This window comes from Streptomyces sp. NPDC041968, from assembly GCF_055589025.1.
Window position 1 is genome coordinate 1 of the sequence record NZ_JBVJCB010000017.1, and the last position, 20,154, is coordinate 20,154.

The following is a 20,154-nucleotide window of genomic DNA, read 5'->3' on the forward strand; positions in this document are numbered from 1 at the left end:
GGGGCCGAGGAACTCGCGCGAGTACTCGGCGAAGGAGCCGGAGACCGGTCGGTAGAGGAGCAGCTCGCCGAGCGCCCGCATGATGAAGAAGATGATCACGCCCGCGAGGGCGTACATGAGGATGATGCTGGGGCCGGCCTTGGCGATGTTGGCCCCGGCGCCCAGGAAGAGGCCGACGCCGATGGCGCCGCCGATCGCGATCATCTGGACCTGGCGGCTGTTGAGTCCGCGTTCGTACCCCTCTTCGGGGGCCTTCTCCGTGTCGACCTGCGCAGAGGTCATGTGTGGTGCGCCTTTCTCCATGCCGAACCGGGCCTTCTCGCGGCCTCGGATCGGGTCTCGATCCCCCCGGATGATGGAGCTGAGCGGGCCTCACGTCCCGCTCGGTGCCTGGCCGGCGATCCGCCGGCTCGGTGGCGCACCCGGCCGAACATTCGGGTGGTGTTCGCCGGGCGGTCGTGAAGATTTACCACGACGGCCCGGCTGATCACAGGGGCGCTCTGTGACGTGTCCCATAGGCAGAAGCGGACAAAAACCACCCATGGGGTGCAAAAAAGGGCATCGTTTTGACAGGATCGTTATCCGGATTTGAGGGTCCGCTGAGCGGACACTCAGCGTGCCCGTACCGCCACGTTCAGGGCATAAGGGTCGCGACGAGGGACTCCTGGAGACCGCCGAGCCACAGGTAGGCCATCACCATGGGCTTGCGCGGGTCCTCGTCGGGCAGCCGGTAGAGCAGGTCGGTGTCGTCCTCGTCGGCGATCTCCAGCCGGGAGCCGATCGCCAGGCGCAGGTCGTTGAGGGCGCTCAGCCACTGCCGGGACTCCGCGACCGACAGCTTCAGCACCGCGCCGTCCTCGCCCGCCCCCGCGCTCGCCGAGGCGAGGGCGTCCAGGGTGCGGATCACCGCCAGCGCGTTGTCGCGCTTGCCGGCGCGCAGGTCGTTCTCCGTGTAACGGCGGAACTCGGCGGAGTGCGCCCGCTGCTCCTCGGCCTCCGCGGCCTGGGGGGTGCCCTCGGGATCGCCGTAGGCGTCGGGGAACAGGCGGCGCAGCACCGGGTCGGTGGGCGGCTCGCTCGGACCCTCGGCGAAGAGCTCGGCGAGCGGGTCGGCGGAGGCGTCCTCGGCGGGGCCGGGGCCGATCAGCTCCAGGAGCTGCACGGCCAGGGACCGGATGATGGAGATCTCGACGTCGTCGAGGGCGACGGCCGCGCCGCCGCCGGGGAGCGGTTCGAACTGTCCGGGCATCGAGGTGATTCAGCTACTTCCGTCCTGCGGGCGGGCGTGGGTCATTTCCGGTCCTGCTGGAGGGTGGCCCACAGGCCGTAGCCGTGCATGGCCTGCACGTCCCGCTCCATCTCCTCGCGGCTGCCGCTGGAGACGACCGCCCGGCCCTTGTGATGGACGTCCATCATGAGCTTGGTGGCCTTGTCCTTCGAGTAACCGAAGTAGGACTGGAAGACGTACGTCACGTAGCTCATGAGGTTGACGGGATCGTTGTGGACGATCGTCACCCAGGGCACGTCGGGCTCGGGTACGGCGAAGACCTCCTCCGCCGACTCGGTCTTCTCGATCTCCATGGGTGCGGCTGCCGTCACAAGGCCCATGCTGCCACCACAGGGGGGCGGCCGCACAAACGGGTCTGTGGGCCACGCCATGCGACCCGAAATCGTCAGTCTGACGAAATGGGGGTACGATTCCTGCCATGAACACAGCGGACCTTGGGCTGCCGGTGGACGTTCCCTCGACGGCGCTCTTCACGGACCAGTACGAGCTGACCATGCTCCGAGCCGCCCTGAAGGCGGGCACGGCCGAGCGGCGCAGCGTCTTCGAGGTCTTCACGCGCCGGCTGCCGGACGGGCGCCGCTACGGCGTCGTGGCGGGCACCGGACGGGTGCTGGACGCGGTGGAGAACTTCCGCTTCGACGCGGACGTCCTCACCTTCCTGCGCGAGCGGGGCATCGTCGACGAGGAGACGCTGGACTGGCTGGCCCGGTACCGCTTCAGCGGCGACATCTGGGGCTACCCCGAGGGCGAGGTGTACTTCCCGGGCTCGCCGATCATGCGGGTCGAGGGGACCTTCGGCGAGTGCGTGCTGCTGGAGACGGTGATCCTCTCCATCCTCAACCACGACTCGGCGATCGCCGCCGCCGCGTCCCGCATGTCCTCGGCCGCCGGGGGGCGTCCGCTGATCGAGATGGGCGCCCGCCGCACCCACGAACTGGCCGCGGTGGCCGCCGCCCGCTCCGCCTACGTCGGCGGCTTCGCGACCACCTCCGACCTGGCCGCCGGGTTCCGCTACAACATCCCCACCGTCGGCACCTCCGCCCACGCCTTCACCCTGCTGCACGACACCGAGCGCGACGCCTTCCAGGCGCAGGTGGAGTCCCTCGGCCGCGACACCACGCTGCTGGTGGACACCTACGACGTCACCGAGGCCGTCCGCACGGCCGTGGAGGTCGCCGGGCCCGAGCTGGGCGCCGTGCGCATCGACTCCGGCGACCTGCTGCTGGTCGCCCACCGGGTGCGCCAGCAGCTGGACGAGCTGGGCGCCACGGAGACGAAGATCGTCGTCACCTCCGACCTGGACGAGTACGCCATCGCCTCGCTGGCGGCGGCGCCCGTGGACGCGTACGGCGTCGGCACCCAGCTGGTGACCGGGTCCGGGCACCCGACGGCCTCGATGGTCTACAAGCTGGTCGCCCGGGCCGAGTCCGGCGCCCCCGCCGACGCCGCGGGGCCGCTGGTGGCGGTGGCGAAGAAGTCCAGCGGGGGCAAGACGTCGATCGGCGGCCGCAAGTGGGCCGCCCGGCGCCTGGACTCCCACGGGTACGCCGAGGCCGAGGTGGTCGGCACCGGGCCGGTGCCCGAGGACCTCGCCGACCGGCAGCTCCTCGTGGAGCTGGTCAGGGGCGGCGAGGTGGTCGCCCGCGAGCCGCTGGACGCCGCCCGGGACCGGCACGCGGCCGCCCGCGCCAACCTGCCGCTGTCCGCCACCCAGCTCTCCCGAGGGGAACCCGTCATTCCGACGGAGTACGTGCACGAGGGCTCGGGTAGCTAAAGCAGGTGCGGGCCGCGCAGGCCCGCGTCAGCCGCCCGTCCGTCCCCTCCCGCCCCCAGTCGACCCAGTCGAAGGACACCGACCATGCGCCGCGCCCTGATCGTCGTAGACGTGCAGAACGACTTCTGCGAGGGAGGCAGCCTCGCCGTGACCGGCGGTGCGGACGTGGCCGCCGCCATCACCGAGCTGATCGGGCAGGCGCCCGCCGGCTACCGCCACGTGGTGGCCACCCGCGACCACCACATCGCGCCGGGCGGCCACTTCGCCGACAACCCCGACTACGTCCACTCCTGGCCGGCGCACTGCGTCGCGGGCACGGAGGGGGTCGGCTTCCACCCGAACTTCGCCCCCGCCGTCGCCTCCGGCGCGATAGACGCCGTCTTCGACAAGGGGGCGTACTCGGCCGCCTACAGCGGCTTCGAGGGAGCCGACGAGAACGGCACGCGGCTCGCCGACTGGCTGCGGACCCGGGAGATCGACGAGGTCGACGTCGTGGGTATCGCCACCGACCACTGTGTACGGGCCACCGCCCTGGACGCCGCCCGCGAGGGCTTCCGCACCCAGGTGCTGCTCGACCTGACCGCCGGGGTGGCCGCGCAGAGCACCGAGCGCGCCCTGGAGGAGCTGCGGGAGGCGGGCGTGGAGCTGTCCGGGAAGCCGGTCGTGCACTAGCGGGCGTCGAGCCGTCCGGGACGGCGGTCGGCCTCCGGCGGCCGCGTGCTCCGCTACGCCTGGGGCGCCGGGCGTCTGAGCAGGGCGCGGATCGGGTGCCACAGCTCCTGGACCGGCTCCGGACCGCCCGGGACGGCGGCCACCGGCGCCGTGCGCCAGATCAGGCCGTCCGGGTGGTGCAGGACCGCGGTGATCTCGTCGGGGGACGGCGGGGCCGCGTTGCCCCGCAGGTAGACCGCGCGCAGCCCCAGATTGCGCAGCCTGGTCAGGGCGCGCGCCCGGTTCTGGGCGTGGACGAGAAAGCGCAGGCTGCCGTCCGGGCGGGCGGGGCTGGGCAGGTTCAGCGCCACCACCACCGTGCCGTTCGGCAGCTTGCAGAAGCCTCCTGCGGCCATGCGGTCATACCCCCGTGTCTGCCGGTGCCGGTCCGGATGTCGGACCAGGTGTCAATAAGAGAACCACAGGACGCACCTAAACACGGATCGGCGGCGACCCGCCAGGGGGTCACCGCCGATCACGCTCTGACCTGGGCAGATGCTGTTTACCTGCCCGCGGAGCCAACCTCCAGCTCGATCGTCGAGCCGTTCTTGGCCTCCTTCAGGATCTTGATCTTCGTGTTGGTGTCAGTGATCTTGACGCCGCCGGTGGGGTTCGACTCGTCGTAGTAGTCGCTCTTGCGGTCGTTGAAGACGGAGACGCCCTTCGAGCCCGGGAAGTACTTCGCCACGTCGGCCTTGTGCAGCGTGATGGCGTCCGTGCGGTAGAGGCTGAACGGCGAGTCGTACGACTGGATGCGGTTGCGCAGCAGCGTGCCGTCCTTCCACTTCATCGCGGTCGGGTGCGAATCGACGGGCAGGACCAGGCCGGTGCCAGGGTGCTGGCTGGTGTTGTTGTCCGCCTGGGAGGTGTCCCACTTCCAGATCAGCAGGCCGTTCTGGTACGGGTAGTGCTCCACCCAGTCCGGGCGCTCTGTGAAGCCGAAGTTGTACGGGCCGGTCTTCAGGGTCTTGTCGTACGACACGTACTGCCGGTTCTCGGCGAGGTAGTACTGCGCGTAGTCCTTGGTGAAGGAGGCGCCGACGCGGGAGAAGCCGGTGGCCGTCCAGGCGGCGTCCGCGGTCTCGGCGTTGTCGGTGAAGAGCGCCTGTCCGTCCGCGGTGACCGTGATGGCGTCGGCCGTGAAGCCCTTCTGGGCCACGCCGCCGTCCGTCTGGTAGCGGAAGCGGACGTCGACCTTCTGGCCCGCGTAGGCGTCGAGGGAGTACGCGAACTTCTTGTGACCGTCCAGGGTTCCGTGCAGGGCCGGCTTGTCGGCGGCGTCGCGCGGGATCGGCTGACCGTCCACCGTGCCGTCGACGGCGGTCCAGTTGGCGCCGCCGTCGGTGGACACCTCGGTGTAGAGGTAGTCGTAGTTGGCCTCGATGTCGTACCAGCCGTCGAAGGTCAGCTCGGCCTTCGCCTTGCCGGTGAGGTCGACCGAACGGCTCAGCGTGTTCTTGAGGTTGTCACCGCTGCCGCTCCACCACTGCGTGGCGCCCTCGGCGGGCGTGACGATCTCGGTGGTGACCGCCTTCTTCGGCAGCTCGACGACCAGGCCCTGCTTGTGCTTGGTGTTGTACTCCGCCACGCCCAGCTTGTGCCAGGAGCTGACCCCGGCCTTGGCGGTGTCGTAGTTCAGCCAGCCGAGCTGGAGCTTGTCCCAGGCGGTCATGTCGCCGGGCAGGTCGCCGATCTCGTTGCGGCCGGTGCCGAGCCACGAACCGGACGACATCAGTGTCCAGAAGCCGGTGGAGTTGTCGCCGCCGGCGGTGTCGTAGTGGTCCGGCAGACCGAGGTCGTGGCCGTACTCGTGGGCGTAGACGCCGAGTCCGCCGTTCTCCGGCTGGATGGTGTAGTCGCCGACCCAGACACCGGTGGAGCCGATCTGCGAGCCGCCGAGCTTGTTCTGCTCGGGGCCGGTGGCGCCGGCGTCGGTGCCGAAGGCGTACCAGCGGTGGGCCCAGATGGCGTCGGTGCCCTGGGCGCCGCCGCCCGCGGACTCGTCCTCGCCGGCGTGCACGACCTGGAAGTGGTCGATGTAGCCGTCGGGCTCGTTGAAGTCGCCGTCGCCGTCGAAGTCGTAGCGGTCCCACTCGTCGAAGCGGGCGGCGTCGGCCTTGATCTGGGCGTCGGTGCGGCCGGCCGCCTTCTGCTGCTCGACCCAGGCGTTCAGGCCGTCGCTGACGACGTTCCACACGCTGGGGCAGTTGGTGTCGCCGCAGGCGTTGTTGCCGTAGCGGGCCTCGTTGTAGGGGACCTTCACCCAGTCGGAGACCTCGCCCTCGACCGAGTAGCGGCCGGAGGACTGCTTCTCGTAGTACGTCTTGACCGAGTCGACGCCTTCGCCGGAGCCGAAGTACAGGTCCTGGAAGTGCTGCTGGTCGTAGTCCTCCTTCCAGGCCGTGGAGTTGTCGGTCTTGCGGTTGGGCTTGGCGATCTGGTTGTGCAGCGGGCCGGCGTCGCCGCCGTAGCGGCTGTCGACCTTGTCGCCGAACTCGACCAGGATGGTGAAGATCTTGTCCGTCTTCTCCCGGCCCAGCTCGACGTACTTGCTGTCGCCCTTCTTGCTCTTGAGCTGGACGACGTTCGAGCCGTCCTTCTTCTGCACGGAGGCCTTGCCGGATATGACCTGGTTGAGGGCCTCCTCGCGCTGGGCCTTCTGCGTGTCGCTCAGGGGGCCCTTGAGGTCATGGGAGTCCATGCCCTTCGCGGGGTGCGGGTCGTGGCGGTCCACGGCCTCCGGTCGGGCGGGCGAGTCGGCCTGCGCCACACCGGCCGCGGAGAGCGTGGCGGTGGCGGCGGCCAGGGCGACGGTCGTCGCCGCCGTTCTGAACGTCCAGGATCTTCTGGTCACTTGAGTTCCTCCCCCGCGTGCACGTGCGCGGATGGGGGGCCAAGGACAGAGCAGAGTCCGCGCACACGTGGTCAACGCGTGTAGTCAAGTGACGACATTTGACTAGAGGTTCACCGGAAAAGACAGACCTTGACTTGAGCAGGACAAGTGCACTATGCGGAGGGCGGGTTCGCTTTGCGGACACCCCACCGGGACCCGAGCGGCGCCGGACGGGCGCGCGGGACCGTCCACTGACCGGGCACCATGAATCCGTGCGCCCCCCGTGCATCGGCCATGCCGGTTAGGTCACGCTTACTGCTGGTTCCACTCGGGCACACAGCGGGTTAGAGTCGCTTGGCACCACGCCCGGAAGCCGGCGGAAAGCCAGGCTGACAGCCCGTCTCACCCCAGATTGTCTTCCGAGGACACGATGGCCATGCCCCGTCCGACTGCCGCACAGTTCGCCTACGGTACGTGCACCGTGATCTTCTCGACGCTCGCCATGCTGCTGCTGTCCCGGACGAGTTCGGGCCCCGGAGTCGCCGTCGTCGCCGTGGCCGCGCTCGCCCTCGGGCTGCTGGTCGCCCTGCGCGTCCCCCAGACGAGGACGCGCAGGGTGGCCGCCGTGCCGGCCCGCCGGCCCGCCGCGGACCGGGAGCCGGTGCCGGCGGCGCGGGTCTCCGCGGGTGCGGGCGAGACGGCCCGCGGTCGCGCCGCCTGACGCCTCCGTGCCGCCCGGGGCGCCGGCCCCGGGCCGTCAACGGGCGCTGACCACCACCGTCTTGGCCGCCTTGTCGTGCAGGCCCTGCTTGTAGGGCCGGTCGAAGAAGCTCCAGCCGCCCGCGATGATCGTCCAGACGCAGGCGCAGCAGAAGGCGAACGGGATCCACAGCACCAGGGCGCGGATCAGCGACGTCTGCACCGAGGGGGTGGCGCCGTTGTCCAGGTTGGCCACCCGCAGGCCGAGCCACTTCTTGCCGAGGGTCTGGCCCGACTTGCTGGTCATGTAGGTGTCGTAGGCGATGTAGAGCACGGCGGCGATCAGGGACTGCCCGAAGGACTTGCCGACCGAGATGTCGTCGCCGTCCACCTGGTACTCCTGGACGTCGAACGCCCAGCTCAGCAGCCACACGACGATGCCCACGAGGATCATGTCGATGATCCGGGCGAGCGTGCGCCGGCCGCTGTCGGCGAGCGGGGGCATGCCGACCAGTGGATCGGTGGGGTGGTTCCCGCCGCCGTACGGGTCACCCCCGGCGGGACCTCCACCGCCCGGGGGCGGGGCGCCGTAGGGCCCACCGCCGCCGGGGGGCGGAGCACCGTAGGGACCGCCGCCGCCCGGAGGCGGGGCACCGTACGGGCCACCGCCGCCCGGAGGCGGGGACGCGCCGCCGGGGGGCGGGGGCTGGCCGGTGCTGCCGTGCGGGGGTGGACCGTCGTACGGCGAGCCCGTGCCGCCCGCGCCCGGGTCGGGGCCGGGGCCGGGTTCCTGGCCCGGTCCGGGGAACGGGGGACGCTTCCTGAACGGGTCGTCTTCCGGCGGCTGCCCGCCGGAGCCGGGGGGCGGTTCGCTGCTCATGGCCCGAGTCGACCGCGATCACCCCGCGCGCGCATCCGGCGAGCGGCCGTCCGGAGTACGAGCGCCTCCGGCGGTGCCCCGGGGTGGGGCTGCCGGGGCCTGACCCCGGGCCCTGTGCGGGGCCCCGCCGACGGTCCGGAGACGGAACCGCGTCCGCCGGCACGGGAGGGCGCGCACCTGCGGTACAGGCGGGACGTCGGCGTCATGGCTCAGCGGGGTTCCGGGGCCCGTTGGGGCGCGGGCCGGGCCGTGGCTCCGCTCGGGGCGGACGGGGACGCGGCGGGCCCGGCCGCGCGAGCGGTACGGGGGCTGTGCGGGGCCGGGTCAGCCCGCCACGAAGGTGCGGGACGCCTTGTCGTGCCAGCACTGGCGCCACGGCCGGTCGAAGAGGCACCACGCGACGCCGACGACCCCGACCACCAGGAGACCGGGGACGCTGTAGACCAGCCAGCGGCGCAGGGCGGCGCCCAAGGACGGGGGCTCGTGCGCCTCGATGTCCCGCACCTCCAGACCGAGGAGCTTCTTGCCCAGGGTGCGGCCCCACTTGGCGGTGGGCAGCGCCTCGTAGACGACGCCGAAGAGCAGCAGGACGGCCAGCACGATGCCCAGGTACGTGGAGGTCGTGCCGTCCAGCAGCCAGACCGTCACGGTCTCGCCGGAGAGCCTTGCCTCGTCGATCTTGGCGTCGACGTGGTCGATCGCCTTGGTGCCGAGGGGTACGGCGGCGACCGCGGTGACGCCGGCCAGGACGACGGTGTCGATCAGCCGGGCGGCCAGCCGCTTGCCGAGTCCGGCGGGCCGGGCCGCCGCCTGGCGCCGCGCGGCGGCCTGGAACACGTCCTCGACCGGCGGCTTCCAGGGCGCGACGGGCTGCTCGTCCCCGGCCGCGCCCGCGAGCCGGTGCACCTGCTGCGCCCACGAGGACTGGCCCCCGCCGGGGCCGGGCGCGATCGGGGCGGAGGCCGCGGGCCGGGGGGCGGCTGCCTGGTGCGGGACCGCCGGGCCGCCCGGCGTCCCCGGGCCCGCGGGCCCTCCCGGGGCGCCCGTCCGCTGCGGACCGGACGGCGCCGTCGGGGGCTGCGCGGCGGCGCGCGCGGCGGCGGCCTGGCCGGCGGCGAAGCCGGGGGTGCCCGGGGCGGCCGCGCCGGGGCGCTGGGCGCCCGCGCGCGGGGAGACCGCGCGGAAGGTCATGGTGCCCTCGTCCTCCGCACCGCCGTCCGGGGCCGGGGTGTTCCGCCCCCCGGTCACCGGGCGCCGGAAGACGAAGGTGTTGCCGGACTCGCCCCCCGTCCCGCCGGACGCGTTCGCCGCCGGCGCGGAGCGGGCGTCGTCGCCCTGCGCGGGCCGGCCGCCGGCCACGGAGCCCGCGGTACCCGGCGCGTCCGCGGAGGCGCCACCCGGCACCTCACCGGACGCATCACCGGCCGGGGCCCCCGGCCCGCCGGCCGCCCCGCCCGACGCCCCGGCACGGGCACCGGCACGGGCACCGGTCGGGCCCGCGCCACCGTCGGCACCGGGCTCACCGCCGGTGCCCGGGCCGCCGGCCCCGGCCGCCGCTCCCCCGGCCTGACCCGCACCCCGCGCGTGCGGCACCCTCGGGTCCGCGCCCTGGGCGGTCCCCGGCCAGGCGACCCGCTGGTCGGGGCCGTCGGCGAAGCCGGACTGGCGGGAGCGGTCGGCGCCCCAGGCCGTGGCGGGTTCCGGGCGGCTGCCGTGCTGGGACGCGGCGGGCGCCTCCTCGACCGGGTCCTCGTCGAAGAAGTGCGGGCCGGTCTCCTCCACCGAGGGCCGCGCGCCGGCCGGCGGCGCGAGCGGTTCGCCGTCCTCGGGCGCGGGGCGGCTGGTGCCCGGCACCCAGGAGGCGCCGTTCCAGTACCGGACGTATCCGGGGATGGAGGGGTCGGGGTAATACCCTTCGCGGGGCCTGTCGTCGCCGGGGGCCGGGGTTGGGGCGCTCATGTCCGTCGTCCCGTATCTGCTCGGGGGTTGATATGGGGGCTCAACATCTATCAGACGGGCGCAATCCGCACCGCCGGTCCCGCCGGTCCCGCCCCTTTCCGGGCAACCTCGTGCATGGACCTTCACACGCGGGACAGAGGTGGGGGAAAAAGTTCCGCGAACCCGCGTAACGCTCACGGCCCTCGCCGCTCTCCCTCGTGCGGGTCCGGTCCAGGCGGCCCGTGCGGACCCGTACGAGAGAGGACACCCCGCCATGCACCCCAACCCCGCCGTCGTGGAGCGCGAGCTGGAGCTGAGGCTCATCCTGTCGCCCGAGCGCGGCATCCCGGTGCCCGCGCTGCTCGGCTACGCCTCCGACGACCCGTATGCCGTGCACATCACCTTCCACATCGACTCCGGCCATCCGGTGCACTGGACGTTCGCCCGCGACCTGCTGGTGGAGGGGGTGTTCCGGCCCTGCGGGCAGGGGGACGTGCGGGTGTGGCCGTCGAAGGCGGACGGGCGCGGTGTCGTGCTGATGGCGCTGAGCAGCCCGGACGGCGACGCCCTGCTGGAGGCGCCGACGGCGCAGGTGTCGGCCTGGCTGGAGCGCACCCTGCTGACGGTGCCGCCGGGCACCGAGGGCGGGCGGCTCGGCATCGACGACGGGCTGGCCGAACTGCTCGCCCGGTGACGGACCGCGGGCACCGCGGTCAGAAGAGCTTGCCCGGGTTGAGGATGCCCAGCGGGTCGAAGACCTCCTTGACGCCCCGCTGCATCTCCAGGCCCACCGGACCGATCTCCCGCGCCAGCCATTCCTTCTTCAGCACCCCCACGCCGTGCTCGCCGGTGATGGTGCCGCCGAGTTCCAGCCCGAGGGCCATGATCTCGTCGAAGGACTCGCGGGCCCGCCGGGACTCGTCGGGGTCGGAGGCGTCGAAGCAGACCGTCGGGTGCGTGTTGCCGTCGCCCGCGTGGGCGCAGAGGCCGATGGTGAGGTCGTACTTCGCGGCGACGCGTTCGACGCCTTCCAGCATGTCGCCGAGCCGGGAGCGGGGCACGCACACGTCGTCGATCATCGTGGTGCCCTTGACCGCTTCGAGGGCGGTGAGGGACAGGCGCCGTGCCTGGAGGAGGAGTTCGGACTCGGCGGCGTCGTCGGCCGGGACCACCTGCGTGGCGCCGGCGGCCTCGCACAGGGCGCCGACGGCGGCGAGGTCCGCGGCCGGGTCGGCGGTGTCGAAGGCGGCGAGGAGCAGGGCCTCGGTGGTCTCCGGGAGCCCCATGTGGGCGAGGTCGTTGACCGCCTTGACGGTCGTACGGTCCATCAGTTCGAGGAGGGACGGCACGTGCCCGCCCTCCATGATCCGGCAGATCGCGTCGCAGGCGGCGGACGCGGAGGCGAACTCGGCGGCCAGCACCAGCTGCTCGGGCGGCTTGGGGCGCAGCGCGAGGACGGCCCGTACGACGATGCCGAGCGAGCCCTCGGAGCCGACGAAGAGCCGGGTGAGGTCGTAGCCGGCGACGCCCTTGGCGGTGCGGCGGCCGGTGGACATCAGGCGGCCGTCGGCGAGGACGACGTCGAGGCCGAGGACGTACTCGGCGGTCACGCCGTACTTGACGCAGCACAGACCGCCGGAGGCGGTGCCGATGTTGCCGCCGATGGTGCACGTCTCCCAGCTGGAGGGGTCGGGAGGGTAGTACAGGCCGTGTTCGTTCACCGCGCGGGAGAGCGTGGCGTTGACGACGCCCGGTTCGACGACGGCGACGCGGTCGACCGGGTTGATCTCCAGGATGCGGTCCATCCTGGTCAGGGAGAGGACCACGCAGCCGTCGGTGGCGTTGGCGCCGCCGGACAGGCCTGTGCGGGCACCCTGCGGGACGACCGGGACGCGCAGCTCGGTGGCGGTGCGCATGACGTGCTGGACGTCCTCCACGGTGCGCGGCAGGACGACCACCGCGGGGGCGCCGGCGGGGCAGAAGCTCGCCATGTCGTGGGCGTAGGAGGCCGTGACGTCGGGGTCGGTGAGGACGGCGTCGGCGGGCAGGCCGGCGAGCAGCCGGTCGACGAGGGTGCCTGAGGCCGCGGGCGTCCGGACGGCGGCGGCTGCGTCGGCTGCGGCGGCCTCGACGACCGCGTCGGCCTCGTCGCGAGGCGCTTCGATACGGCTCATGATCTCAGGTTCGCACCCGGGGCCATCGGTGTGAACCCCGTGGACGGCAAGCGGAGCAAGCCCGGGTGTGCTCGTCGTACTGACGCACAGTGAGCGGCATGGAGATCACACGCGGGTGGCCTGCCCGCCGCGGGCGCCGGGTGCTGACCGCCTCCGTCGCCGGGGCCGTCGTGCTCGGCGGGGTCCTGGTGCTGCTTCCGTGGCGCGGGGGTGAGGACGCTCCGCCCGCGCCGGGGCCGGCCGCCCTGGCGCGGGGGGCGGTGACCACGGGGGTGCCGGCCGCGCTGCCGGACCTGGCGGTGCTGATCGGCGACCGGGAGCGGCACCTGCGGGCGCATCCGCTGGACGGGGTGTCGTGGGCGGTGCTCGGGACGGCGTACGTCGAACAGGGGCGCCGGACGGCCGACGCCGCGAACTGGCCGAAGGCCGAGAAGGCGCTGCGCACCTCGCTGAAGGTGGGGGCGGAGCGCAATCCGCAGGCCCTGGAGGGGCTGGCGGCGCTGGCGGTGGCGCGGCGGGACTTCCCCGCGGCGAAGAAGTGGGGCGAGGACGCGGTGAAGGCGGCGCCGAAGCGGTGGACGGCGCACGCGGTGCTGATCGACGCGTACACCGGACTCGGCGACCACGAGGGCGTGGGCCGGGCCCTGGACAAGGTGATGAAGCTGCGTCCGGGGACGCCGGCCGTGGGGGCGCGGGCCGCGGCCGTCTACCGGGACCGGGGCTGGCGGGAGGACGCGGCGGCGCGGATCTCGGACGCGGCGGCGGCCGCCGAGGCACCGGCCGAGCGGGCGGCGTACCTGGAGCAGGCGGGGCGGCTGGCGTTCGAGCGCGGGGACCGGGAGGAGGCGCTGCGGTTCTTCCAGGAGGCGCGGCGCATCGACCCCGACCAGCGGGCGGCGCAGGCCGGGCAGGGGCGGGCGCTGGCCGCGCTGGGCCGGACGACCGACGCGCTGTCGGCGTACCAGGCGGCGCTGGCCAAGCGGCCGAGCCCGGAGTACGCCCTGGAGCTGGGCGAGCTGTACGAGTCGCTGGGGCTCGACCAGGCCGCGCGGGTGCAGTACGACCTGCTGCGGGCGCGGGTGCGGGAGGCGGGGGCGGCCGGGGCCGACGAGGAGCTGGTGCTGGGGCGGTTCGAGGCGGACCACGGTGATCCGGAGGCGGCGGTGCGGCGGCTGCGGGAGGAATGGGGGCGGCAGCCCGGGACCGCGGTGGCCGACGCGCTGGGCTGGGCGCTGCACCGGGCCGGTGAGGACGAGGAGGCGCTGGAGTTCGCGACGATCGCGACCGACGGCGAGCAGGGGGGCGGGGTGCGCAGCGCGCCCTACGCGTTCCACCGGGGGGTGATCGAACGGGCGCTGGGACGGTACGGGCCCGCGCGGCGGCACCTTCGGGAGGCGCTGACGATCAACCCGTACTTCTCGCCGCTCGGGGCGCCGGAGGCCGAGCGGGCGCTGGCGGAGCTGGGCGAGCCCTCGGTCGAGGACCCGCCCGGCTGAGCCCTGCGGGGTCGTCAGAGGTTGCCGCGCTTGGCCTGCTCGCGCTCGATCGCCTCGAAGAGGGCCTTGAAGTTGCCCTTGCCGAAGCCCATGGAGCCGTGCCGTTCGATCAGCTCGAAGAAGACGGTCGGGCGGTCCTGGACCGGCTTGGTGAAGATCTGCAGCAGGTAGCCGTCCTCGTCGCGGTCGACGAGGATCTTCAGCTCGCGCAGGGTGTCCACGGGCACCCGGGTCTCGCCCGCCCACTCGCCGAGGGTGTCGTAGTACGAGTCGGGGGTGTCGAGGAACTGGACACCGGCCGCCTTCATCGTGCGCACGGTCTGCACGATGTCGTTGGTGTTCAGCGCGATGTGCTGGACGCCGGCGCCGCCGTAGAACTCCAGGTACTCGTCGATCTGGGACTTCTTCTTGGCGACGGCGGGCTCGTTGATCGGGAACTTGACCTTGAGGGTGCCGTCGGCGACGACCTTCGACATCAGCGCGCTGTACTCGGTGGCGATGTCGTCGCCCACGAACTCCTTCATGTTCGTGAAGCCCATGACCTTGTTGTAGAAGCCGACCCACTCGTTCATGCGGCCGAGTTCCACGTTGCCGACGCAGTGGTCGACGGCCTGGAAGGTGCGCTGGGCGGGCGGCTGGACCATCGGCTCGGCGGCGGCGAAGCCGGGCAGGTACGGGCCGTCGTAGCCGGTGCGCTCCACCAGGGTGTGGCGGGTCTCGCCGTAGGTGGCGATGGCGGCGAGGACGACGGTGCCGTGCTCGTCCTTGACCTCGTACGGCTCGGCGATCGAGCGGGCGCCGTGCTCGACGGCGTAGGCGTGGGCGGCGCGCGCGTCGGGGACCTCGATGGCGAGGTCGACGACGCCGTCGCCGTGCTCGGCCACGTGCTGGGCGAGGAAGCGGCCCCAGTCGGTGGACGGCTTGATCACCGAGGTGAGCACGAAGCGGGCGGAGCCGTTCTCCAGGACGTAGCTCGCGGTCTCGCGGCTGCCGTTCTCCGGTCCGGAGTAGGCGACCAGCTTCATGCCGAAGGCGGTGGAGTAGTAGTGCGCCGCCTGCTTGGCGTTGCCCACGGCGAAGACGACCGCGTCCATTCCCTTGACCGGGAAGGGGTCGGCCTGCCGGGCGGTGTCGGGAGTGTGGTGTGTGGTCTGCGTCATAGCCGCAGGGTCTCCCGCGTCTGCAAGGTGCGCAATAGTTTGCGTTTTCACTGGACAAGCTGACCAGGGATACGGGGTCCTGTGCGGGCGATCTGTACAGGATGACCAGCCGGGAGGGCGCGGGGATGGGGATCGATCCACTGGACGGGCGGATCATCGGGCTGCTGGCCCGGGAGCCGCGGATCGGGGTGCTGGAGATGTCCCGGCGCCTCGGCGTGGCCCGCGGTACCGCACAGGCACGCCTCGACCGGCTTCAGTCGAACGGAGTCATCCGCGGTTTCGGTCCGGAGGTGGACCCGGCGGCGCTCGGCTACCCGGTGACCGCCTTCGCGACGCTGGAGATCCGGCAGGGCCAAGGGGCGGATGTGCGGGCGCACTTGGCGACCGTGCCGGAGGTGCTGGAGCTGCACACCACGACCGGCACCGGGGACATGCTGTGCCGGCTGGTGGCCCGCTCGAACGCCGATCTCCAGCGGGTGATCGACCGGGTTGTCGGTTTTGATGGCATCGTCCGGGCCGCCACGGCGATCGTCATGGAGAACCCGGTCCCGCTGCGGATCATCCCGCTGGTGGAGCAGGCCGCCCGCGACCGGGGCGGCGAGGCCTAGGACCGGACGACCCCGGAGGTGAGCGGACGTGAACTTCTGGGAGTTCGTGGGCAGCCGCCACCAGCAGCTGCTCACCGACGCCTACCAGCACGCCAGCGCGGTCTTCCAGTGCATGGTCGTGGCGACCCTGCTGGGGGTCCTGATCGGCGTCGTCACCTATCGCAGCGAGTGGGCGGGAAACCTGGCGACCCTGACCACGTCGACCATCCTGACCATCCCGTCGCTGGCCATGATCGGTCTGCTCATCCCGATCGTGGGCCTGGGCGTGCCGCCGACGGTGACGGCGCTGACCCTGTACGGACTGCTGCCGATCGTGCGCAACGCGATCGTCGGCCTGCGCGGGGTGGACCCGGCGCTGGTGGACGCGGCCACGGGCATCGGGATGTCCCGCCCGGCGCGGCTGCTGAGGGTGGAGCTGCCGCTGGCCTGGCCGCCGATCCTCACCGGCATCCGGGTCTCCACGCAGATGCTGATGGGCATCGCCGCCATCGCCGCCTACGCCTCGGGCCCGGGCCTCGGCAACGAGATCTTCCGCGGGATCGCGTCGCTGGGCAGCAAGAACGCCCTGAACCAGGTGCTTGCGGGCACGCTCGGGATCATCATCCTGGCGCTTCTGTTCGACGCCGCGTACGTCCTGCTCGGGCGGCTGACCATCCCCAGGGGGATCCGTGTCTGAGAACGGTCACCGTGCCACCACCGGGGCGACCATCGAACTGGACTGCCTGACCAAGCGCTACCCCGGCAACCCGCAGCCGGCCGTGGAGAACGTGTCGATGGAGATCAAGGCGGGCGAGACCGTCATCTTCGTCGGCCCCTCGGGCTGCGGGAAGTCCACCACCCTGAAGATGATCAACCGGCTGATCGAGCCGAGCGGCGGACGCATCCGCATCGACGGCGAGGACGTCACCGACATCGACCCGGTGAAGCTGCGCCGCAAGGTCGGCTACGCGATCCAGTCCTCCGGCCTCTTCCCGCACATGACCGTCGCCCAGAACATCGCGCTGGTCCCGAAGATGATCGGCTGGTCGAAGGGGCGCATCCGGGACCGGGTGGAGGAGATGCTCGACCTGGTCGGACTGGACGCCGGGGAGTTCCACGGCCGCTATCCGCGCCAGCTCTCCGGCGGTCAGCAGCAGCGGGTGGGCGTGGCGCGGGCGCTGGCGGCCGACCCGCCGGTGCTGCTGATGGACGAGCCGTTCGGCGCGGTGGACCCGATCACCCGGGACCACCTCCAGGACGAGCTGATCCGGCTCCAGCACGAGCTGCACAAGACGATCGTCTTCGTCACCCACGACTTCGACGAGGCGATCAAGCTGGGCGACCGGATCGCGGTGCTGCGCGAGCGCTCCCACATCGCCCAGTTCGACACCCCGGAGGCCATCCTCACCAACCCGGCGGACGACTTCGTCTCCGGTTTCGTGGGCGCCGGGGCGGCGCTGAAGCGGCTGAACCTGACCCGCGTGCGGGACGTGGGGATCACCGACTACCCGACGGTGACCGTGGAGGACCCGCTCCAGCACATCTTCAACCAGCTGCGGGCGGCCGGCACCAACGAGATCCTGCTCCTCGACCGGCGCGGGCGGCCCTACAAGTGGCTCAGGCGCGGCGACCTGATGCGGGCCAAGGGCTCGCTGGCGCGGGCCGGGACGCTGGTCCACGACACGGTGACCCGGGACGCGACGCTGCGGGACGCGCTGGAGGCGGTGCTCACCGACAACGCGGGGCGGGTCGCGGTCACCGGGCGGCGCGGCGAGTACGAGGGCGTCGTCGACATGGAGACGCTGATGAACTCCGTGCACGAGCTGCTGGAGGCCGACCGGCTGGACGCGCTGGAGCACCAACACGACCTCCAGGAGACGCGCTCCGAGCAGACCCATGCCGAGCAGGAGGGCTTCGGAGGGGAGGGGACCACGGCGTGAGCACCTCGTCCTCCGGTTCCTCGTCCCGCCCTCCCGCCGGCTCCTCCGACCTGCGCGACGAGGACGACGCCGGGCAGGAGTCGCGTCCGCCGTCCCCGTCGACGGCGGGGCGGCGGATCGGCTGGCGGAAGCTGACCTTCCTGCCGGCGCTGCTGGTCGCCGTGCTGCTGGCGACCTGGCTGTGGTTCCGGCAGGCCGACCTGGACGCGCTGAGCGAGAACGCGCTGGCGGACGGCCAGGTCACCAAGGCCCTGTGGCAGCACGTCCAGCTGACCGTGATCTCCACCTTCTTCGTGCTGATCATCGCGATCCCGCTGGGCATCCTGCTCACCCGCCGCATGTTCCGCAGGGCCACGCCGGTGGCGATGGCGTTCGCCAACATGGGCCAGGCGACCCCGGCGATCGGCCTGCTGGCGCTGCTGGTGATCTGGCTGGGCATCGGCCGCCGGGCCGCCCTGATCGGCATCATCGTCTACGCCGTCCTGCCGGTGCTCTCCAACACCATCGCCGGCCTGAAGGCGAACGACCCGACGCTGCTGGAGGCGGCCCGCGGCATCGGCATGTCCCCGCTGGGCGTGCTCACCCGGGTGGAGCTGCCGCTGGCCGTCCCGTTGATCCTGGCCGGCGTGCGCACGGCCCTCGTCCTCAACGTCGGCACGGCGACGCTGGCCGTCTTCGGCGGGGGCGGCGGGCTGGGCGTGCTGATCACCACCGGGATCACCAGCCAGCGGATGCCGGTGCTGGTGCTCGGCTCGATCCTCACCGTGGCCCTCGCGCTGCTGGTGGACTGGCTGGCCTCGCTCGCCGAACTGCTGCTGCGGCCCCGCGGCCTGGAGGTGAGGACATGAGCGCGTGCCCCCGGAACGGAACCCGACACGGAAGCGGGAGACGCCGTACGTGGCTGGTGACGGCGGCGCTCCTGGTGGCGGCCTCCGGGTGCGGGCTGACCAGCGGCTCCCCGATGGTCGACGACGTCGGGCCCGGCACCATCGGGAAGGGCCGGCCGCTGGAGGGCGCCGACCTGACGGTCGTGTCCAAGCAGTTCACCGAGCAGCTCGTCCTCGGCGCGATCATGGGCATCGCCTTCCAGGCGGCCGGCGCCGAGGTGCTGGACCGCACCGGCATCCAGGGCTCCGTCGGCACCCGGGCGGCGGTCGAGAACGGGGACGCCGACGCCACGTACGAGTACACGGGCACCGCCTGGATCACGTACCTCGGACACGGCGAGCCGATCACCGACCCGCACGAGCAGTGGGAGGCGGTGCGCAAGGAGGACGCCGGGAAGGGGCTGACCTGGCTGGCGCCGGCCCGGCTGAACAACACGTACGCGCTGGCGATGAACCAGGCGAACTACAGGAAGTACGGCACGAAGACGCTGTCCGACGTGGCGGAGCTGGCGCGGACCGACCCGGCGGCGGTGACGCTCTGCGTGGAGGTCGAGTTCGCCAACCGGGCGGACGGGCTGCCGGGCATGGAGAAGGCGTACGGGATGAACATCCCGGCCAGGAACATCACGGACATGGACACCGGCATCATCTACACGCAGACGGCCGACGGCGCCTGCACCTACGGCGAGGTGTACACCACCGACGGGCGCATCAAGTCGATGAACCTGGTGGTGATGGCGGACGACAGGCACTTCTTCCCGAACTACAACGCGGCGCCCATGGTCCGCACCGACGTCCTGAAGAAGTGGCCGGCGATCGCCACCGTCCTCGACCCGGTCACCAAGGCCCTGGACAACGACGTGGCGCGGACGCTGAACGCGAAGGTCGACGTCGACGGGGAGGACCCGCACCAGGTCGCCCTGGACTGGATGGTCGAGAAGGGGTTCGTGACGGAGGACTGAGCCGGGCCGCCGCCTCAGCAGGCGGGGACCTCGCCCTTGCCCGTCTCCAGCGCCTGCAGCGAGTCGACCGCGCCCTTCAGGGTGGTGACCGGGATCAGCCGCAGCCCGTCGGGCAGCTCGGCCCGCGCGTCCGAGCACTCCGCCTTCGGCACCAGGAAGACGGTGGCGCCGTCCCGCCGCGCGGCCTGCGTCTTCAGCGGCACCCCGCCCACGGCGCCGACCCGGCCGGCGGGGGTGATGGTGCCGGTACCGGCGACGACCCGGCCCCCGGTGAGGTCGCCGGCGCCCAGCTTGTCGATGATGCCGAGGGAGAAGAGCAGGCCGGCGCTGGGGCCGCCGACGTCCTCCAGCCGCAGCCGGACGTCCACGTCCGTCCCGTCGAGGTCCAGGTAGCCCAGCGCGGCCGCGGTCGCCGCGTCCTGGGACTCCTTCATCTGCTCCTCGTTGTACTCCTCGATCTCCTCGACGCCGTCCCCGTTCGGGTAGACGGCGTCGCGCGGCATCACGGCCCGGTCGGTGTCGAACCAGCTGCCGAGGACGTCACCGAGGTGGACGCTCGCGTCCGGTCCGGTCGCCTCGATCGTCGTCATCCGCAGCTGCCCGGTCGTCCGGTGCGTCGGCGCGCCCTCGATGGTGATCACCGGGGCGCCCTGGTTCCTCCCGAGCACGTCCGCCGTCAGCCCGGGCTGCGCCACGGAGAACGGCAGCGGCGCGAACACGGCGGTGGCCAGGAGCGCCACGACGGGCAGCGCGCAGACGGCGAGGACCTGGGGGCGCGTGAGACGAGAGAGCACGGGGTCAATCTAACGTGAGGCCGCCGCCGTC

The 20,154-nt window shown here is 72.4% G+C and carries 19 protein-coding genes and 1 pseudogene; 10 read left to right on the plus strand and 10 right to left on the minus strand.

The genetic code is table 11. From position 1 onward, the window contains the following. From proY to clpS, 3 genes and pseudogenes are all read right to left on the minus strand, one after another. A pseudogene (gene proY / locus ACZ6EG_RS31490) lies at positions 1 to 282 on the minus strand (proline-specific permease ProY); the annotation flags it as partial. A gap of 352 nt (positions 283 to 634) precedes the next feature. Then, on the minus strand, positions 635 to 1,249 hold the full coding sequence (locus tag ACZ6EG_RS31495) for a DUF2017 domain-containing protein (RefSeq protein WP_391968204.1): 615 nt from the start codon (positions 1,247 to 1,249) through the stop codon (positions 635 to 637). 41 nt (positions 1,250 to 1,290) lie between these two features. Continuing rightward, positions 1,291 to 1,608, minus strand: a complete 318-nt coding sequence (gene clpS, locus ACZ6EG_RS31500) for an ATP-dependent Clp protease adapter ClpS (protein WP_030180153.1) — start codon at positions 1,606 to 1,608, stop codon at positions 1,291 to 1,293. A gap of 98 nt (positions 1,609 to 1,706) precedes the next feature. On the opposite strand from clpS, the gene ACZ6EG_RS31505 reads away from it, so the two are divergent. Together ACZ6EG_RS31505 and ACZ6EG_RS31510 are read left to right on the plus strand one after the other, a co-directional pair. After that, positions 1,707 to 3,062: a nicotinate phosphoribosyltransferase gene (locus ACZ6EG_RS31505; protein ID WP_361011098.1), complete on the plus strand. Its 1,356-nt coding sequence runs from the start codon at positions 1,707 to 1,709 to the stop codon at positions 3,060 to 3,062. A gap of 84 nt (positions 3,063 to 3,146) precedes the next feature. Then, positions 3,147 to 3,734 (plus strand): nicotinamidase, encoded by a 588-nt coding sequence (locus ACZ6EG_RS31510; RefSeq protein ID WP_361011101.1) that lies wholly within the window; start codon positions 3,147 to 3,149, stop codon positions 3,732 to 3,734. Positions 3,735 to 3,787: 53 nt separating this feature from the next. Here the strand turns inward: ACZ6EG_RS31510 and ACZ6EG_RS31515 are convergent, their stop codons facing one another. Both ACZ6EG_RS31515 and ACZ6EG_RS31520 read right to left on the minus strand, forming a co-directional pair. Beyond that, complete coding sequence (locus tag ACZ6EG_RS31515; RefSeq protein ID WP_391968205.1) at positions 3,788 to 4,129, minus strand: hypothetical protein; 342 nt, start codon at positions 4,127 to 4,129, stop codon at positions 3,788 to 3,790. Positions 4,130 to 4,275: 146 nt separating this feature from the next. Then, the gene (locus tag ACZ6EG_RS31520; RefSeq protein WP_469609779.1) at positions 4,276 to 6,627 is read right to left on the minus strand and encodes an immune inhibitor A domain-containing protein; all 2,352 of its coding nucleotides are present in this window, start codon (positions 6,625 to 6,627) and stop codon (positions 4,276 to 4,278) included. A 409-nt stretch (positions 6,628 to 7,036) separates the two neighbouring features. On the opposite strand from ACZ6EG_RS31520, the gene ACZ6EG_RS31525 reads away from it, so the two are divergent. Then, positions 7,037 to 7,327, plus strand: a complete 291-nt coding sequence (locus ACZ6EG_RS31525) for a hypothetical protein (RefSeq protein WP_391968207.1) — start codon at positions 7,037 to 7,039, stop codon at positions 7,325 to 7,327. Positions 7,328 to 7,363: 36 nt separating this feature from the next. Here ACZ6EG_RS31525 and ACZ6EG_RS31530 read toward each other — a convergent pair whose 3' ends face one another. Further along, positions 7,364 to 8,185 (minus strand): RDD family protein, encoded by an 822-nt coding sequence (locus ACZ6EG_RS31530; RefSeq protein ID WP_391968208.1) that lies wholly within the window; start codon positions 8,183 to 8,185, stop codon positions 7,364 to 7,366. A gap of 324 nt (positions 8,186 to 8,509) precedes the next feature. Further along, positions 8,510 to 10,144 (minus strand): RDD family protein, encoded by a 1,635-nt coding sequence (locus ACZ6EG_RS31535; RefSeq protein WP_469609784.1) that lies wholly within the window; start codon positions 10,142 to 10,144, stop codon positions 8,510 to 8,512. 253 nt (positions 10,145 to 10,397) lie between these two features. On the opposite strand from ACZ6EG_RS31535, the gene ACZ6EG_RS31540 reads away from it, so the two are divergent. Next, the gene (locus ACZ6EG_RS31540; protein ID WP_391968210.1) at positions 10,398 to 10,817 is read left to right on the plus strand and encodes an SsgA family sporulation/cell division regulator; all 420 of its coding nucleotides are present in this window, start codon (positions 10,398 to 10,400) and stop codon (positions 10,815 to 10,817) included. Positions 10,818 to 10,836: 19 nt separating this feature from the next. Here the strand turns inward: ACZ6EG_RS31540 and ACZ6EG_RS31545 are convergent, their stop codons facing one another. Then, on the minus strand, positions 10,837 to 12,297 hold the full coding sequence (locus ACZ6EG_RS31545; RefSeq protein WP_469609787.1) for an FAD-binding oxidoreductase: 1,461 nt from the start codon (positions 12,295 to 12,297) through the stop codon (positions 10,837 to 10,839). A 98-nt stretch (positions 12,298 to 12,395) separates the two neighbouring features. Here ACZ6EG_RS31545 and ACZ6EG_RS31550 point away from each other — a divergent pair, with 98 nt between their 5' ends. Then, complete coding sequence (locus ACZ6EG_RS31550; RefSeq protein WP_391968212.1) at positions 12,396 to 13,793, plus strand: tetratricopeptide repeat protein; 1,398 nt, start codon at positions 12,396 to 12,398, stop codon at positions 13,791 to 13,793. Between the two features lie 14 nt (positions 13,794 to 13,807). Here ACZ6EG_RS31550 and hppD read toward each other — a convergent pair whose 3' ends face one another. Continuing rightward, positions 13,808 to 14,953: a 4-hydroxyphenylpyruvate dioxygenase gene (gene hppD / locus ACZ6EG_RS31555; protein ID WP_356603905.1), complete on the minus strand. Its 1,146-nt coding sequence runs from the start codon at positions 14,951 to 14,953 to the stop codon at positions 13,808 to 13,810. 125 nt (positions 14,954 to 15,078) lie between these two features. Here hppD and ACZ6EG_RS31560 point away from each other — a divergent pair, with 125 nt between their 5' ends. From ACZ6EG_RS31560 to ACZ6EG_RS31580, 5 genes are all read left to right on the plus strand, one after another. Next, on the plus strand, positions 15,079 to 15,561 hold the full coding sequence (locus tag ACZ6EG_RS31560) for an Lrp/AsnC family transcriptional regulator (protein ID WP_356603907.1): 483 nt from the start codon (positions 15,079 to 15,081) through the stop codon (positions 15,559 to 15,561). A 28-nt stretch (positions 15,562 to 15,589) separates the two neighbouring features. Next, positions 15,590 to 16,237, plus strand: a complete 648-nt coding sequence (locus tag ACZ6EG_RS31565; RefSeq protein ID WP_356603909.1) for an ABC transporter permease — start codon at positions 15,590 to 15,592, stop codon at positions 16,235 to 16,237. Next, entirely contained in the window at positions 16,230 to 17,480 is a 1,251-nt protein-coding gene (locus ACZ6EG_RS31570; protein WP_391968213.1) for a betaine/proline/choline family ABC transporter ATP-binding protein, read from the plus strand. Before ACZ6EG_RS31565 ends, ACZ6EG_RS31570 begins: the two co-directional genes overlap by 8 nt. Further along, on the plus strand, positions 17,477 to 18,328 hold the full coding sequence (locus ACZ6EG_RS31575) for an ABC transporter permease (RefSeq protein WP_469609794.1): 852 nt from the start codon (positions 17,477 to 17,479) through the stop codon (positions 18,326 to 18,328). The genes ACZ6EG_RS31570 and ACZ6EG_RS31575 overlap by 4 nt, the downstream gene beginning before the upstream one ends. A gap of 113 nt (positions 18,329 to 18,441) precedes the next feature. Then, the gene (locus ACZ6EG_RS31580; RefSeq protein WP_391968296.1) at positions 18,442 to 19,329 is read left to right on the plus strand and encodes a glycine betaine ABC transporter substrate-binding protein; all 888 of its coding nucleotides are present in this window, start codon (positions 18,442 to 18,444) and stop codon (positions 19,327 to 19,329) included. Positions 19,330 to 19,343: 14 nt separating this feature from the next. Here the strand turns inward: ACZ6EG_RS31580 and ACZ6EG_RS31585 are convergent, their stop codons facing one another. Continuing rightward, positions 19,344 to 20,123: a S16 family serine protease gene (locus tag ACZ6EG_RS31585; RefSeq protein WP_391968215.1), complete on the minus strand. Its 780-nt coding sequence runs from the start codon at positions 20,121 to 20,123 to the stop codon at positions 19,344 to 19,346. Positions 20,124 to 20,154 lie beyond the last annotated feature (31 nt).

Bases quoted from the DNA above. Each gene is read 5' to 3' on its own strand.
- ACZ6EG_RS31495 (WP_391968204.1), bottom strand. From the start codon at position 1,249: ATGCCCGGACAGTTCGAACCGCTCCCCGGCGGCGGCGCGGCCGTCGCC.
- clpS (WP_030180153.1), bottom strand. From the start codon at position 1,608: ATGGGCCTTGTGACGGCAGCCGCACCCATGGAGATCGAGAAGACCGAG.
- ACZ6EG_RS31505 (WP_361011098.1), top strand. From the start codon at position 1,707: ATGAACACAGCGGACCTTGGGCTGCCGGTGGACGTTCCCTCGACGGCG.
- ACZ6EG_RS31510 (WP_361011101.1), top strand. From the start codon at position 3,147: ATGCGCCGCGCCCTGATCGTCGTAGACGTGCAGAACGACTTCTGCGAG.
- ACZ6EG_RS31515 (WP_391968205.1), bottom strand. From the start codon at position 4,129: ATGGCCGCAGGAGGCTTCTGCAAGCTGCCGAACGGCACGGTGGTGGTG.
- ACZ6EG_RS31525 (WP_391968207.1), top strand. From the start codon at position 7,037: ATGGCCATGCCCCGTCCGACTGCCGCACAGTTCGCCTACGGTACGTGC.
- ACZ6EG_RS31530 (WP_391968208.1), bottom strand. From the start codon at position 8,185: ATGAGCAGCGAACCGCCCCCCGGCTCCGGCGGGCAGCCGCCGGAAGAC.
- ACZ6EG_RS31535 (WP_469609784.1), bottom strand. From the start codon at position 10,144: ATGAGCGCCCCAACCCCGGCCCCCGGCGACGACAGGCCCCGCGAAGGG.
- ACZ6EG_RS31540 (WP_391968210.1), top strand. From the start codon at position 10,398: ATGCACCCCAACCCCGCCGTCGTGGAGCGCGAGCTGGAGCTGAGGCTC.
- ACZ6EG_RS31545 (WP_469609787.1), bottom strand. From the start codon at position 12,297: ATGAGCCGTATCGAAGCGCCTCGCGACGAGGCCGACGCGGTCGTCGAG.
- ACZ6EG_RS31550 (WP_391968212.1), top strand. From the start codon at position 12,396: ATGGAGATCACACGCGGGTGGCCTGCCCGCCGCGGGCGCCGGGTGCTG.
- hppD (WP_356603905.1), bottom strand. From the start codon at position 14,953: ATGACGCAGACCACACACCACACTCCCGACACCGCCCGGCAGGCCGAC.
- ACZ6EG_RS31560 (WP_356603907.1), top strand. From the start codon at position 15,079: ATGGGGATCGATCCACTGGACGGGCGGATCATCGGGCTGCTGGCCCGG.
- ACZ6EG_RS31580 (WP_391968296.1), top strand. From the start codon at position 18,442: ATGGTCGACGACGTCGGGCCCGGCACCATCGGGAAGGGCCGGCCGCTG.